General features: G+C 46.6%; 11 protein-coding genes. 8 read left to right on the top strand and 3 right to left on the bottom strand.

What is annotated here, in order from left to right; translation table 11 throughout:
- The first annotated feature begins 356 nt into the window (after window positions 1–356).
- Together gltB and ACXIT9_RS06645 are read left to right on the top strand one after the other, a co-directional pair.
- Complete coding sequence (gene gltB, locus ACXIT9_RS06640) at window positions 357–4,850, top strand: glutamate synthase large subunit (RefSeq protein ID WP_458055440.1); 4,494 nt, start codon at window positions 357–359, stop codon at window positions 4,848–4,850.
- A gap of 1 nt (window position 4,851) precedes the next feature.
- Window positions 4,852–6,348, top strand: coding sequence for a glutamate synthase subunit beta (locus ACXIT9_RS06645; RefSeq protein ID WP_458055441.1), 1,497 nt, complete (start codon window positions 4,852–4,854; stop codon window positions 6,346–6,348).
- A gap of 235 nt (window positions 6,349–6,583) precedes the next feature.
- On the opposite strand, the gene ACXIT9_RS06650 is transcribed toward ACXIT9_RS06645, so the two are convergent.
- Together ACXIT9_RS06650 and ACXIT9_RS06655 are read right to left on the bottom strand one after the other, a co-directional pair.
- Window positions 6,584–6,769, bottom strand: coding sequence for a hypothetical protein (locus ACXIT9_RS06650; RefSeq protein ID WP_458055442.1), 186 nt, complete (start codon window positions 6,767–6,769; stop codon window positions 6,584–6,586).
- 137 nt (window positions 6,770–6,906) lie between these two features.
- Complete coding sequence (locus ACXIT9_RS06655; protein ID WP_458055443.1) at window positions 6,907–7,296, bottom strand: hypothetical protein; 390 nt, start codon at window positions 7,294–7,296, stop codon at window positions 6,907–6,909.
- A gap of 219 nt (window positions 7,297–7,515) precedes the next feature.
- Here ACXIT9_RS06655 and ACXIT9_RS06660 point away from each other — a divergent pair, with 219 nt between their 5' ends.
- The 4 genes from ACXIT9_RS06660 to ACXIT9_RS06675 all read left to right on the top strand — a co-directional run bounded on the left by ACXIT9_RS06660 (window position 7,516) and on the right by ACXIT9_RS06675 (window position 9,464).
- On the top strand, window positions 7,516–8,223 hold the full coding sequence (locus ACXIT9_RS06660; protein ID WP_458055444.1) for a YebC/PmpR family DNA-binding transcriptional regulator: 708 nt from the start codon (window positions 7,516–7,518) through the stop codon (window positions 8,221–8,223).
- Between the two features lie 13 nt (window positions 8,224–8,236).
- Window positions 8,237–8,815, top strand: a complete 579-nt coding sequence (gene yjjX / locus ACXIT9_RS06665) for an inosine/xanthosine triphosphatase (protein ID WP_458055445.1) — start codon at window positions 8,237–8,239, stop codon at window positions 8,813–8,815.
- A gap of 96 nt (window positions 8,816–8,911) precedes the next feature.
- Window positions 8,912–9,226: a thioredoxin family protein gene (locus tag ACXIT9_RS06670; RefSeq protein WP_458055446.1), complete on the top strand. Its 315-nt coding sequence runs from the start codon at window positions 8,912–8,914 to the stop codon at window positions 9,224–9,226.
- Window positions 9,207–9,464, top strand: coding sequence for a DUF6952 family protein (locus ACXIT9_RS06675; protein WP_458055447.1), 258 nt, complete (start codon window positions 9,207–9,209; stop codon window positions 9,462–9,464). Before ACXIT9_RS06670 ends, ACXIT9_RS06675 begins: the two co-directional genes overlap by 20 nt.
- 71 nt (window positions 9,465–9,535) lie before the next feature.
- Here ACXIT9_RS06675 and ACXIT9_RS06680 read toward each other — a convergent pair whose 3' ends face one another.
- Window positions 9,536–10,570, bottom strand: a complete 1,035-nt coding sequence (locus ACXIT9_RS06680; protein WP_458055448.1) for an NTPase — start codon at window positions 10,568–10,570, stop codon at window positions 9,536–9,538.
- Window positions 10,571–10,700: 130 nt separating this feature from the next.
- Between ACXIT9_RS06680 and ACXIT9_RS06685 the strand changes: the two genes are divergently transcribed.
- Both ACXIT9_RS06685 and ACXIT9_RS06690 read left to right on the top strand, forming a co-directional pair.
- Window positions 10,701–11,633 (top strand): M20/M25/M40 family metallo-hydrolase, encoded by a 933-nt coding sequence (locus tag ACXIT9_RS06685; protein ID WP_458055449.1) that lies wholly within the window; start codon window positions 10,701–10,703, stop codon window positions 11,631–11,633.
- 24 nt (window positions 11,634–11,657) lie between these two features.
- Entirely contained in the window at window positions 11,658–13,439 is a 1,782-nt protein-coding gene (locus ACXIT9_RS06690) for a chloride channel protein (RefSeq protein ID WP_458055450.1), read from the top strand.
- Window positions 13,440–13,734: the final 295 nt, after the last annotated feature.

The following is a 13,734-nucleotide window of genomic DNA, read 5'->3' on the forward strand; positions in this document are numbered from 1 at the left end:
AGTTTAGCTGCTGATTTGAAAGGAGTCTACCCGTGTTTTTTTCGTGTTGTCGGCATTTTTTTTGTCCGAAAGTGTTAATTTGCTATAAGTTTAAAATTCAATCTTCTTTTCATAAAATCTTGTAAAAAAATCCATTAGTGGTTTTGTTTAGCCTAATTTCTTTGCTTTTTTTTGTAAATTTAGACAAATTAGGCTATTCCTTTGCCTATGTTGCTGTTGGGTTTTTGGTAAAGGAAGTGTGTTTTCTGTATATTTTCGTCTACAAAAAGGGGTTGTTTCTTGCCTTTAATTTAAAATTGTGAAATATTTTTTGTATATTCAGCAACTCAAATTGAAATTAACAACCTATTTTGAAAATGAATACAGGATTATATCGTTCGGAATTCGAGCATGACGCTTGTGGGATAGGGGCAGTCGTTAACGTGAAAGGAGTAAAGACCCATGAGACGATTAGCGATGCCTTATTCATGCTGAGCAACATGGAGCACCGTGGGGGTAGAGGGGCAGATCCTAAGACAGGAGATGGCGCGGGTATTCTCATACAGATTCCTCATGGTTTTTTAGCAGAGGTTACGCAGCGTTCGGGCATTTCACTGCCTGAGGCCGGCCGTTATGGGGTGGGGATGGTGTTTTTCCCTCGTAATGCACAGTTGTATAAAAAGTCTAAGGAGCAGTTTAATGGACTCATTAAGCAGCATGGCTTTAAGCTTCTGGGATATCGGCAGGTGCCTGTGGATGAAACAGTACCTGGCTCGGGCGCCCTAGACGTGATGCCTAATATCGAGCAAGTTTTCGTAACCCATAAAGATGGGCTTCAGGATATCGATCTCGAGCGCAAGTTGTATGTGCTGCGTAATGATGCGACGCATGTAATCAATAAGCAAATTCCTGGGGTTAATAATGCCTTTTATTTTGCTAGTTTCAGTGCATTTACACTCATCTATAAAGGACAGCTTCGTACAGATCAAGTTCTGCCCTTCTATAAGGACCTCCAAAACAATAAAATCTCCTCGGCATTAGCTGTGGTGCACTCCCGTTTTAGTACGAACACCTTTCCGAACTGGCGTTTAGCGCAGCCTTTCCGGTTTTTATCTCATAATGGAGAGATTAATACTATTCGGGGAAATCTGAACAAGATGAAATCCAAAGAGTCGCTGATGCGTTCGGTCAACTTCACAGATGAGGAGATCGCCAAGCTACTGCCGGTTACTAATAAACAAAACTCCGATTCTGCCAATTTAGATGTGCTCGTCGAGCTTTTGGCTTTAAGTGGGCGATCACTTCCGCATGTAATGATGATGCTGGTACCGGAAGCCTGGCAGGATAATCATTTAATGGATAAGGATCGGAAGGCCTTTTATAAGTTCCACGCTTCTATGATGGAGCCTTGGGATGGTCCTGCGGCACTTCTGTTTACCGATGGAAAAACGATCGGTGCTACTTTAGACCGAAATGGTCTCCGCCCGCTGCGTTATTTAACCACAAGTGACGACAGGTTAATCATTTCTTCCGAGGTGGGCGCGCTACCCGTTCGTGAGGCTACCGTCCTCGAAAAAGGACGCATTTCTCCAGGCCGTATGCTGTACGTAGATCTTAGTAAGGGGAAGTTGATGTTCGACGAAGAGGTGAAGCAGCTGGTGACCTCGAACAAGCCTTATGAGACTTGGATTAATGAGCAGCGCCTGAAGCTTCGGCTCATCGCTCCACCAGAAAAGCTAAAGTTTCCGTATGCGCTGGATCGTTTAAAAATGCGACAGACGGCCTATGGGTACACCGCAGAGGAGTTGCGTGTGGTTTTGGCCCCGATGGGCCAAAGTGGGCAAGAAGCCATCGGCTCCATGGGGGCAGACACGCCTTTAGCGGTGCTTTCCAAGCAAAGTCAGCATATTTCAAATTATTTCAAGCAGCTTTTTGCGCAGGTGAGTAATCCCCCTATAGATCCGATTCGGGAGCGTCTGGTGATGTCTTTATTTACACGCATTGGAGAGAGTCATAATATTTTGGACGAAAGTCCGAGGCATGCGAAGCAGATTCACATCTCGCAGCCTGTGTTATTAAATGAGGATCTCGAAAAATTGTACCACCTAGAGGGTGAAGGGTATCGCAGCATCACCTTAAAAGCCTTGTTCGTCGCGGACCACGAGCCGGGAAGGCTTTTACAGGCGCTGGATCAGCTGTGTGCCGAGGCAGAGGCAGCGATTTATGATTGTAAAAATATTATTATCCTTTCGGACAGAAATTGTGACGAGGGGCATGCCCCGATTCCGAGTTTGCTGGCGATAGGTGCCGTGCACCATCATTTAGTGAAGAAAAAGTTGCGGACCCGTGCGGGCTTGGTCCTTCAGTCGGGAGATATTCGAGAAACCCATCACTTCGCTACGGCGATCGGTTATGGGGCGAGTGCTATCAATCCGTATCTCGCTTTAGAGACTTTAAAAGACTTAAACGAAAAAGGTCAGCTGGGTGGGGAATCTCTTCCACAGGATCAGCTTTTTAAAAATTATCAGTATGCCATTGGCAAAGGGCTTTTAAAGGTACTTTCGAAGATGGGCATTTCGACGCTACAGTCGTATCAGGGTGCTCAAATTTTCGAGGCGATCGGTTTAGGACCGGAAGTGATCGATCGCTGTTTTAAAGGAACCATTAGTCGTATTTCGGGAATTAGTTTTGATGAGCTGGCGGAAGAGGTACTAATTCGTCACCGCGCGGCCTTTAAGGGAAGTGGACCTGTGTTAGAAGCAGGGGGTGTTTACCAGTGGAAGCGCCGAGGCGAAAAGCACTTGTTTAATCCTGAGACGATTCATTTGTTACAGAAGTCAACCCGTTTAGGGGATTTCAACTTATACAAAAAGTTCGCGCAAAAGATCAACGATCAGACGCGTGATGCGCTTACGCTGCGGGGTTTGTTCGAGTTTAAGAAGCGTATTTCCATACCTGTGGAGGAGGTGGAGCCTGCTAGCTCTATCATGCGGCGTTTTGCGACGGGGGCGATGTCTTTTGGTTCTATCTCTCATGAGGCCCATACGACACTGGCCATCGCCATGAACCGGATCGGCGCGAAAAGTAATAGTGGAGAAGGAGGCGAAGATGAAATCCGTTTTGAGCGCAAGCCAAATGGTGACTGGGAGCGGTCTGCGATCAAGCAGGTGGCGTCTGGGCGCTTCGGGGTGACAAGTAATTATCTAGCGAATGCGGAGGAAATTCAGATTAAAATGGCGCAAGGGGCCAAACCTGGAGAGGGTGGACAGCTTCCGGGTCATAAGGTGGATGAATGGATCGGCCGAGTACGACATAGTACCCCCGGAGTAGGACTTATTTCCCCTCCTCCTCACCATGATATATATTCTATAGAGGACCTGGCACAACTTATATACGATTTAAAAAATGCGAACCGTAAGGCGCGTATCAACGTGAAGCTTGTGTCACAGGCGGGCGTAGGTACTGTGGCTGCGGGTGTGGCAAAAGCGCAGTCCGACGTCATTTTAATTTCTGGTGCTGATGGGGGTACCGGGGCATCGCCACTGAGTTCTATTCGCCATGCGGGACTCCCTTGGGAGCTGGGCTTGTCGGAAGCGCATCAGACGCTGGTGAAAAACAATTTACGCTCGCGTGTGACTTTACAAGCGGATGGGCAGATCCGTACGGGACGGGATATCGCCATTGCGACGCTTTTAGGGGCTGAAGAATGGGGTGTCTCCACAGGGGCGCTCGTGGTGGAGGGATGTATCATGATGCGAAAGTGTCATTTAAATACCTGTCCAGTAGGGATTGCTACCCAGAATCCTGAGCTGCGCAAGCTATATACGGGGGATCCAGATCATGTGGTGAACTATTTTAATTTCTTAGCGGAGGATCTTCGTGAGATCATGGCTTCGCTTGGTTTCCGCACCGTAGATGAGATGGTGGGCCAAAGCGATGTGCTAAAGGTAGTCTCGAATTTACAGCATTGGAAGTGGGATAAGGTAGATTTTACGCCTATTTTTCATAAAGTAGAGGTGCCTGATCATGTGGGTATTTTCAAGCAAATCGATCAGGACTTCGGCTTGAAAAAAGTCTTGGACCGTCAACTGCTAAAAGTGGCAGTGCCGGCATTGGAACAGGCAACAGCAGTCAAGGGGTCTTTTGATATTAAAAACACAGATCGTACAGTGGGAGCCATGCTTTCGCATGAGGTTTCTAAAATTTATGGCAGCCCGGGCCTTCCGGAGGATACAATTCAGATTAAGTTTCGTGGTTCTGCGGGACAGAGTTATGGTAGTTTCCTAACGAAGGGCATTCGTTTCGAGCTTGAAGGCGAGGCGAATGATTACTTCGGTAAAGGGCTTTCAGGGGGTAAGCTCATCGTGTATCCGAGTCGCAATGCGAATTTCAAGGCTGAGTCGAATATCATCATCGGTAATGTAGCTTTTTATGGGGCTACTTCTGGTGAGGCCTATATCAATGGAAAAGGAGGAGAGCGATTCTGTGTGCGTAACTCGGGCGTGAAAACCGTTATCGAAGGTATTGGAGATCACGGCTGCGAGTATATGACAGGCGGTATGGTGCTGAATTTAGGAGAGATCGGCAGAAATTTCGCAGCAGGTATGAGCGGAGGAATAGCCTACATCCTAAAGGAGTATAACTACCTGGTGAATATGGAAATGGTCGATCTAGATCCGCTAAATGAAGATGATTTCGTGACGATAAAGACGGCGCTTCAAGCGCATGTAACGGGTACTGGAAGTGCTTTAGGACAAACTTTCCTAGACGAGTGGGAGGTACGTAAGGCGGATTTTATTAAAGTGATCCCAAGGGACTATAAGGAGGTTTTACGTAAACGAGCAGTTGAAAAATCAAAAACACTAGTGTAAGATGGGAGCGAAAGAAGGATTTATAGCGTATAAGCGGGAGACGCCGGAGGCGCGTAACCCTGAAGAAAGAAAAAAAGATTACAAAGAAATCTATGTACCGTTTTCTGGGGAGAAGTTAAATCAACAGGCGGCACGCTGCATGGACTGTGGCATTCCGTTTTGTCACTCGGGCTGTCCTCTGGGAAATGTTATCCCCGACTTTAATGATGCAGTGTACCAACAGGAGTGGGAAGAAGCCTACCGTATTTTACGGTCCACGAATAACTTTCCTGAATTTACAGGCCGTATCTGTCCTGCACCCTGCGAGGCTTCCTGCGTGCTGGGGATCAACAAGGATCCGGTTACCATTGAGCTAATTGAGAAAAATATAGCCGAGAAGGCCTTTGAAATGGACTTAGTCCAAGCTACGCCGCCCCTTTCACGCACTGGAAAGCGTGTTGCAGTTATCGGCTCGGGGCCTGCTGGCTTAGCGGCTGCAGATCAGTTGAATCAAGCGGGCCATGAGGTCACCGTATTTGAGAAGGACCATAAGGTGGGCGGCCTGTTACGTTATGGCATCCCGGATTTTAAAATGGAAAAGTGGGTGATCGATCGTCGGGTGGCGGTGATGGAGAAAGAGGGTGTGCAGTTTAAAACAGACGTTACCATCGGTAAAACGATTGAAGCTAGTGCTATTTTAGCAGACTTTGACGCCGTAGTTCTAGCCACAGGTGCCGCCCAACCGAGGGCCTTGCCAATCCCAGGAGCTGATCTTAAAGGAGTTCACTATGCTATGGACTTCCTAGGTCGCCAAAATCAGGTGATTGGTGGGGAAATCGAGGAAAACCCTATTTCTGCAACGGCTAAACATGTCATCGTAATCGGTGGAGGAGATACAGGAAGTGATTGTATCGGAACATCTAATCGTCACGGGGCTGCTTCTATTACCCAGCTGGAGCTTCTTCCTGAGCCCCCGAAGCAGCGTGCTGTGGTAAACCCTTGGCCAGAATGGCCGATGACACTACGCACTTCTTCCTCCCACGAGGAAGGTGCAGACAGAAAATTTTCTGTACTTACGAAACAGTTTATTGGGGATGATAAAGGTCAAGTGACAGGCTTGGAACTGGTGGATATCGAGTGGAAACATCTCGATGGACGTATGCAGTTCGTGGAAATTCCAGGTTCTAACCGTGTGGTTCCCTGTGACCTCGCCTTTTTAGCTATCGGGTATACAGGGCCGGCACAGGATGGCCTACTGGCTGCATTCGACGTGCAAACCCAGGAAAATTCACTTCCCAAAACCGGAAAGCATATCCCTTATGCGAGTACCAATGCCAAGGTATTCCTGGCTGGAGATATGCGGAGGGGACAATCGCTGGTCGTTTGGGCGATTTCGGAAGGGCGTGAAGCTGCCGTGGCTGTAGATGAGTATCTCATGGGAGAAAGCACACTGCCACGAAAGGATGAAGGCTATTTCGATATCTCGAAACCTCATGCAGAAGAGCATGTAAAAGAGTAGTAAAACTTAGTTTTAGTTTGATGATAGGGTCTTTGGCCCAGCTAAACGCCTCTTCGCAAGAGGCGTTTTTTCTATTTATGCCCACCTTAGTGGCTTTAGCGCATTATCCTACTTCTCTTTCGCTCTTGCGCACATGCCTGCTCTATGCATTTAGGCTGGAGCTCCTCACGCTCTTGACTTTACATGAACAGAGATAGCAACCTAAAATCGACTATAGCGCCGCCGAATAATCGGTTTAAGGGAACTTGATTGGAGTAATGGGCTGAATTGGCGTAATGTTTGGAACACCTCTATTCGTGGAAAAGACCTCTGCTTGCTTGGACGTTTGGGACGGTAAGGGACCTGTCACTAATTGCTGCGCTGAAACATCTAGGGCCATAAACACCCCTACCAAGCTCATAATTATCCAATGTTTTTTCATGTCTCCCAATTTATTTCCCATACACTTAGTTTACGGTCAATGAACGGAAACTGTTGCAGTTCAGCGCGCTTAGTGACATTTCCCAAGCCAAGAAAATCCCTCCGGTGGTGGCCGGAGGGAGGTGAAAAGGAGCTAAATTATCCGTTATTCGGCTTACCCCTTCTCTTTTGCATACGTTTACGCTGCTGCTGGCGTGTATCCTGCTGCCCCTGACGGTAGGCCTGCCAAGTAGACCACTGTTCTTCCGTGAGGACTTCCTGGATGCTAGCCTGAAACTGCTCCTGCTGCTGACTGCGATTTTCTCGCATACGCTCTTGCTGTTGCTTTCTATTTTCCTGCTGCTCTTGAATCAGTGCCTGAAGAGCGCTCAACTGCTCGGGATCCAGGTCTAAGACCTCTTGCATGCGCTCGATGGGTCCCTTTCCTCGCTCCTGCCCGCCTCTGGGGCCATAAGGTCCTTGCTGTGCGAAGCTTGCCTGTAAGCCAAAGAAGAAAACACCTATACAAATTATTTTTATTGTATTCATTTTCAGTTTTTTTTAGTGATGTAAGGTTTATTATAGATTCGAATCTACTGTTTAGATGCTGGCCAGTCGAAAAGGTTTAATGGCCTGTTTCTATTTTTTTTGCGCCGAGGCGCAAAGGGAACACCTTTTTCACACCTTTCTAAGCTAAAAATTTCTTTCTGCTACCTACTGGCAGGAAAGATTTACTATTTTTACGAGATTAAATTTAGCTGAAACGTTATGGGAAGAGCATTTGAATTTCGTAAAGAACGAAAATTTAAACGTTGGAGTAAAATGTCGAAGGTCTTCACGCGCCTGGGAAAGGAAATCGTGATGGCGGTAAAGGCGGGCGGTCCTGATCCGACGACGAATGCCAAGTTGCGTACGGTGATTCAAAACGCCAAGGGTGCGGCTATGCCGAAGGATCGTATCGAGGCGGCGATCAAACGTGCTTCGAATAAGGATGAGAAGGATTACGAAGAAGTACTTTATGAGGGATATGGCCCTCATGGTATCGCCATTTTGGTGGAGACCTCCACGGATAATACGAATCGAACGGTGGCTAATGTACGCCATTATTTTTCCAAGTATGGGGGTTCTTTAGGGACTTCGGGCTCGGTTTCGTTTATGTTTACGCGTAAAGCGGTGTTTCGCTTTCCTCAGCACGATCTCAATATCGAAGAGCTAGAGTTAGAGCTGATCGATTATGGACTGGAGGAACTCGCTGAGAATGAGGGAGAGTTTTTCGCTTATACGGCATTCGAAGATTTCGGTAATATGCAAAAAGCGCTGGAAGAGCGCCAGATCGAAGTAACGAATGCGGACTTTCAGTGGTTTCCGAGCACGACGATCTCATTAGATGAGGCGCAGGAGGAAGAACTGAATAAATTAATTGAAAAAATAGAAGAAGACGATGACGTGAATCAAGTCTTCACGAACCTGGCCTAAAAATCCCGGTAGTATGCAGTTTCCAAAAAGAAAAAACATCACCTCAGAACACCTTCAGAAACTTCACATCATCGTGGGAAGTAAAAACCCTGTCAAACAAGCCAGTGTGCAGGATGGCTTCAGCCAGGCGTTTTTAGCAGATCTTCTGGTTCAAGGTTTAGAGGTAGACTCCGGGGTGGCTGAACAGCCTTTTGGTGATGCGGACACCTTTCAGGGGGCGCTTAATCGCGCACAAAATGCTAAAAATGCGTTTCCTGAGGCGGACTATTGGGTCGGAATCGAAGGTGGGGTCGGACATATAGCAGATGAATTAGAGGCCTTTGCTTGGGTGGTGGTTTTAAATCGTGCGGGCAAGCTTGGTAAGGCGCGTACTTCTTCTTTTATATTGCCACTGGTAATCCAAGAGCTTGTGGAACAGGGCATGGAATTAGGTCAGGCCGATGATCAGGTCTTCCAGCGGCAGCATTCCAAGCAAGGCTCTGGAGCTGTGGGAATATTAACTAAAGGTGCCTTGACGAGAAGAACATATTACAGCCAAGCTGTGTTATTAGCTTGTATACCCTTTATTCAATCGAATTTATATGGGCAATAGATAACCTAAATGCATCATAGTTTTTTTCGATTGGTTTTAGAGTTCAATAGAGTTTATCTTTGTGTCATCAAGTGAGTACTAAACCAAAATACCAATATGCTACAGGAATTAGAATCAGATACTTTAGGTCAGTTAGTGAAAGAGAACGATAAGGTGATCGTGCAATACGGTGCCACCTGGTGCGGGGCTTGTCGCATCATGAAGCCGAAAATGAAGCGTTTGTCCGGTGATTATGAGGGAGTAACCTTTGTGTATGTGGACGCAGAGAAGTATCCAGACTCACGTAAATTAGCGGAGGTGACGAACCTACCTACTTTCGCAGCCTTTAAGGACGGAAGTTTAGTTAATCAGATTCAAACGAATAAAGAGGACGCACTTAAAGCATTAATCGATGAGGTTACCACTAATTAAGCAGATCGTTTCCTTTATCGAGGCGAATGATGAGGACTGGGTAAATGAAACTATAGAGCTTTTGGAAAACATATCTGAAGTTTCTTCGTTAAAAGATGAAGAAATAGAAGTAATCGGTGAATTACTATCTAATATGTATGGTTCCCTAGAGGTTAGTCAAATGATCAAAGGGGGGATGGATAAGAAAGAAGCCATGAACACGTTTATGAAGCGTGTGATGGGAGCGATAGATAAGTAAGCTGAGTCTGTTTAATCACCCGAAAAACATTCTTTAGCGTGATGGAAGCCTTCGGGCTTCCATTTTTATTTTTAGCGGTCTGCAGTCGCCGGATGCAGTTGGAGGAGAAAGTTTTCGAGCGCCTGTCCGGGGTCCTCTGCAGCATCCCACTGTGTGCCTGTGTAGTTTTCATCCCGTACGAGGAACTTGATGTAGTATTTCGTGACGATACGATTCGTATTTCGGTCTGCGGGCACTGAAAATCCCATATTTTCCATCAGATCACTTTCGCGTCCTTCTAATTTACTTAGAATAAACTGTATACGCTGGTTGAGGAGACTTTGCCGCTCCTGCGGCTGATCTAAAAAAACGAAGCGATGTGGATAGTAGGCCTCGAAAAGTCGCTCCAGGTCCTGCTGTTCCTTCGTGCGCTCCTGTGCGATGCGGCTTTCGCTGAGGCCAAGTCGATCGTATCGAAAACTGTTCAAGATCCCCGCTCCTGCCTGAAAGCCTGCAAGTGGAATTCCGAGTGAGAAGACGTCTAAATTAAGGGGTTTGCTGCGCAAAAAGCGTGCTGCTCCGCCGCTATTACCGGCGGCAGCGCTTGAACTGCCCCCTACTGCTCCTGCTGCAAGGCTCGGGAATTCGGGTACCTGCAGGACAAGGAAGTTGGTGCTGGGGAGCTGTAGCCCAAGGGTTTCCATTTCGGCATAGAAATTTGATAGCGAATTACTTTCATGCTGCCAGAGCTGGTCGATCCGTACCATTTCTCGGCTTGGTTGAAAGGGCATGATACTACAGGTGATGCTTCCCGAGCTTTTACGCGTTAGTATGGCGATTTTTTTCACTTGGCGCTGCGCGAAACCTGCTGCGAAGCGCTGCTGACTTTCTTCTGAAAGAGCCACCTCTTCGAGTTCGAAATAGCCGATGGGATCTGCCCCTGCGGCCACTAAGGCGGGGTGGACAGACTCGGCCAGCTCTTGCCATTCCATGAAAGGAGTAGCGTCTGGAGCCCCAGATATCAGCACCATCATCTTTCCGCTAAATAGGTCTGCGGGAGTGTTTTGGCTGAAAACCGAGGCACTAGTGTTCAGAAAAAAGAGTAACAGCAAGGGTAAACGCAACATGGGTCTAAATTTCACTTATAAAATTAACGTACAATTCTCTTCTTTTTAGCTGCTGGCGCAAGTTTTTCTTGAAAATGTTTCCACTATTAGTAGAATTCCATGAAATTTAGGGCATATTAAACCTAAGCACATGAAATCTAATTTCTATTTCTTTTTACCCAGCATCTTTGTTTTATTCTTGTCTTTTGCGGCTCAGGCGCAAAGCTCCTCCGATAAGGAATTCTTGCTTCGTGATCTCGAGTATCTCGCGTCGGATGCATTAAAGGGTAGAAAAACGGGCTCTGAAGGGAGTAAATTGGCGCAGGCCCATATTATCGAGGTTTTCGAACAGGCGGGCTTGCGTTCCCAGTTTCCAGGATATAAGCAGCCTTTCCAGTTCGAGGCGCGCCGGGAGCAAAAGGTATACGAAGATGCGACTAATCTCATCGGTTTTCTTCCGGGTAGCCGATCGGAGAAGCTAGTGGTAATCATGGCCCACTATGATCACTTGGGTGAGAAAGACGGTGTAATTTTTAATGGAGCAGACGATAATGCCTCCGGTGTAGCTGCACTTTTAGGTTTAGTGCGCTATTTTAGTGTCAATCGCCCCGAAAATTCTATTCTTTTTGCGGTCGTGGATGCAGAAGAGCTGGGACATCATGGTTCTAGAGCCCTGGTGGCAGACTTTCCCTTTCCGATGAAGCAAGTGGAGGTGGTCATTAACATGGACATGCTGAGTCGCTTCGATATGGCGCGAGAGCTGTGGGCTGTAGGAACAGCGCATTATCCGAAGTTGAAGCAGGTGCTTGACACGGTTCAGGCAGGTGCTGAAGATGTCAAGCTGATGTATGGACACGATACGCCGGGACCGGGTGACTGGACCATGGCCTCAGATCATGCGGCCTTTCACCGTGAAGGGGTGCCGTTCATTTATTTTGGGGTCGATGATCATCCTGATTACCATAAACCGTCGGATACCTTTGACCGAGTGGACCAAGAGGGATTTGTACAGGCCTTTCGTTTGGTGTTGAATAGTGTAAAAGGCTTAGATCAAGCGATAACGGCAGGAAAAACTTTCCGTTAAATTTAGTCGAATACCCGAAGACCTGTGGCAGCACAAACCCTCCTATCTAAACTTCTGATCTGGCGTCTGCGTCATCTGAGCACAAAGAATTTTGTCTTGTTGCTCAGCGCCCTTATCGGTATTATTTCGGGTCTGGCGGCGGTATTCCTAAAGTGGGCTGTGCATGCGATCCAGCATTTTCTTACACAGGATTTTAACGCGGCTTACGCTAATTTCTTTTATATTATCTATCCGCTTATCGGGATTTCCTTAGCCTACTGGGTGGGTAATTATATATTAAGGGATGTTGGAGGCCACGGTATTCCTGACGTACTCTACGCCATCAGCAAACAGAATAGTTTAATTCCACGGATCAAGATGTTTAGCCGGGTGCTCACTTCAGCCCTTACCGTGGGTTTCGGTGGTTCTGTGGGGCTGGAGGCTCCTATCGTGATGACGGGCTCTGCCATCGGTTCTAATGTGGGGCTGACGATGCACCTAAATGCGAAAAAGCGAACGCTGCTGATAGGCTGTGGTGCTGCGGGAGCGATTTCTGCTATCTTTGGCGCGCCTATCGGGGCGGTCATCTTTGCGATAGAAGTCATCTTGCTCGAGGTGAGCGCTGGAAGCTTCATTCCCCTTTTGCTGGCCTCTGTGATGGGCTCGATTACGGCCATGCTACTGGCTGATTCGGGGAGTATTTTAGAAATCAACTTGCAAGATGATTTTTTAGCTGCGCACATGCCCTATTATTTGCTGTTAGGGGTGTTTACAGGCTTGATCTCGCTCTATTTTAGTCGCACCGTATTACGTACTGAAAAATTAATGGGGCTATTAGAGGAGCCAGCAGTGAAGCTGCTCTATGGTGGCGCTTTTATAGGCTTAATCATCTTCTTCTTCCCGCCCATCTATGGGGAAGGCTATGAGACCTTAAATGCGCTTATCGCGAATGACCCAGAGCGCATTTTACAAAACTCTCCCTTTTTATCCGAAGTAGATAAACCCCTCTTTATCGTCCTTTTTTTAGGGTTGGTCTTGTTGGTTAAGCCTATCGCATCGGCTATTACGATCGGCGCTGGAGGTAGTGGGGGGATTTTCGCTCCTTCGCTATTTGCTGGAGCTATCGCTGGTTTTCTTTTCTCCTATGTCCTCAATTATCTCGGCTGGTTACCTGTTTCACTTCCTGTGGCCCATTTTACGCTCGTAGCTATGTGTGGCCTGATGAGTGGTGTGCAGCATGCGCCTCTTTCGGCCATCTTTTTAATCGCAGAACTAACAGGAGGCTATGCCTTATTTTTACCTCTGATGTTAGTTTCAGCTATTTCTTTTCTTACCACTACCTATTTTGATAAGGCTTCCCTCTATAAGCAGCAGCTTCAAGATACCGGTCGCTATATTCCAGAAAGTACGGATGAAGAGCTCTTGGATCAAATCGACCTCCGAAAGATAACCGAGAAAGACCTACTTCCCACACATCCCGAGGCGAGTTTAGCCGAGCTTTGTGAGCTGGTAAAGAAATCAAAAAGAAACATCTTTCCTGTTTTAAACTCAGACGGAGCATTAGTAGGGATCGTTACCTTGGATGATATCCGTACCATTATGTTCGACCCTGTTAAACAGGGGCAGCTCCAAGTGAAGAGTCTGATGCATAGTCCTCCTGATTTTATATTTTTAGGTGAAAATATGCAAGTAGTTATGGATAAGTTCGAGCGCTCCGGAGCTTGGAATCTTCCCGTTATAGCAGATGAAAAATACCTAGGCTTCATTTCTAAATCTCGAATTTTTAATGCCTATCGCAAACGGCTGATAAAACAAAACCAAGAATGACGAACGAAAAACTTCCTTCTTTTTTTGTTTGAGAAAGGGCATTCTATAGCCATTTGCATATTTTAAAAATCTCATTTTCAAAACGTTATCCACAAAATCAAATTTTGCTTTTATTTATCAACTATCTGATAATCAATAAATTAAGTAGTTGTTTTTATTGAATGTGGATAAGTGTGGATAAGTGTGGATAAATAAATTCTTCTGAAAAAGAGTCGATTTTAGCCTGTTGAGGGACTTTTTTATGGATGGTGAAACCCTACTAATAGATCTCCGGTTACACCCTTACGTAGTCTTT

Source organism: Nitritalea sp., assembly GCF_054166705.1.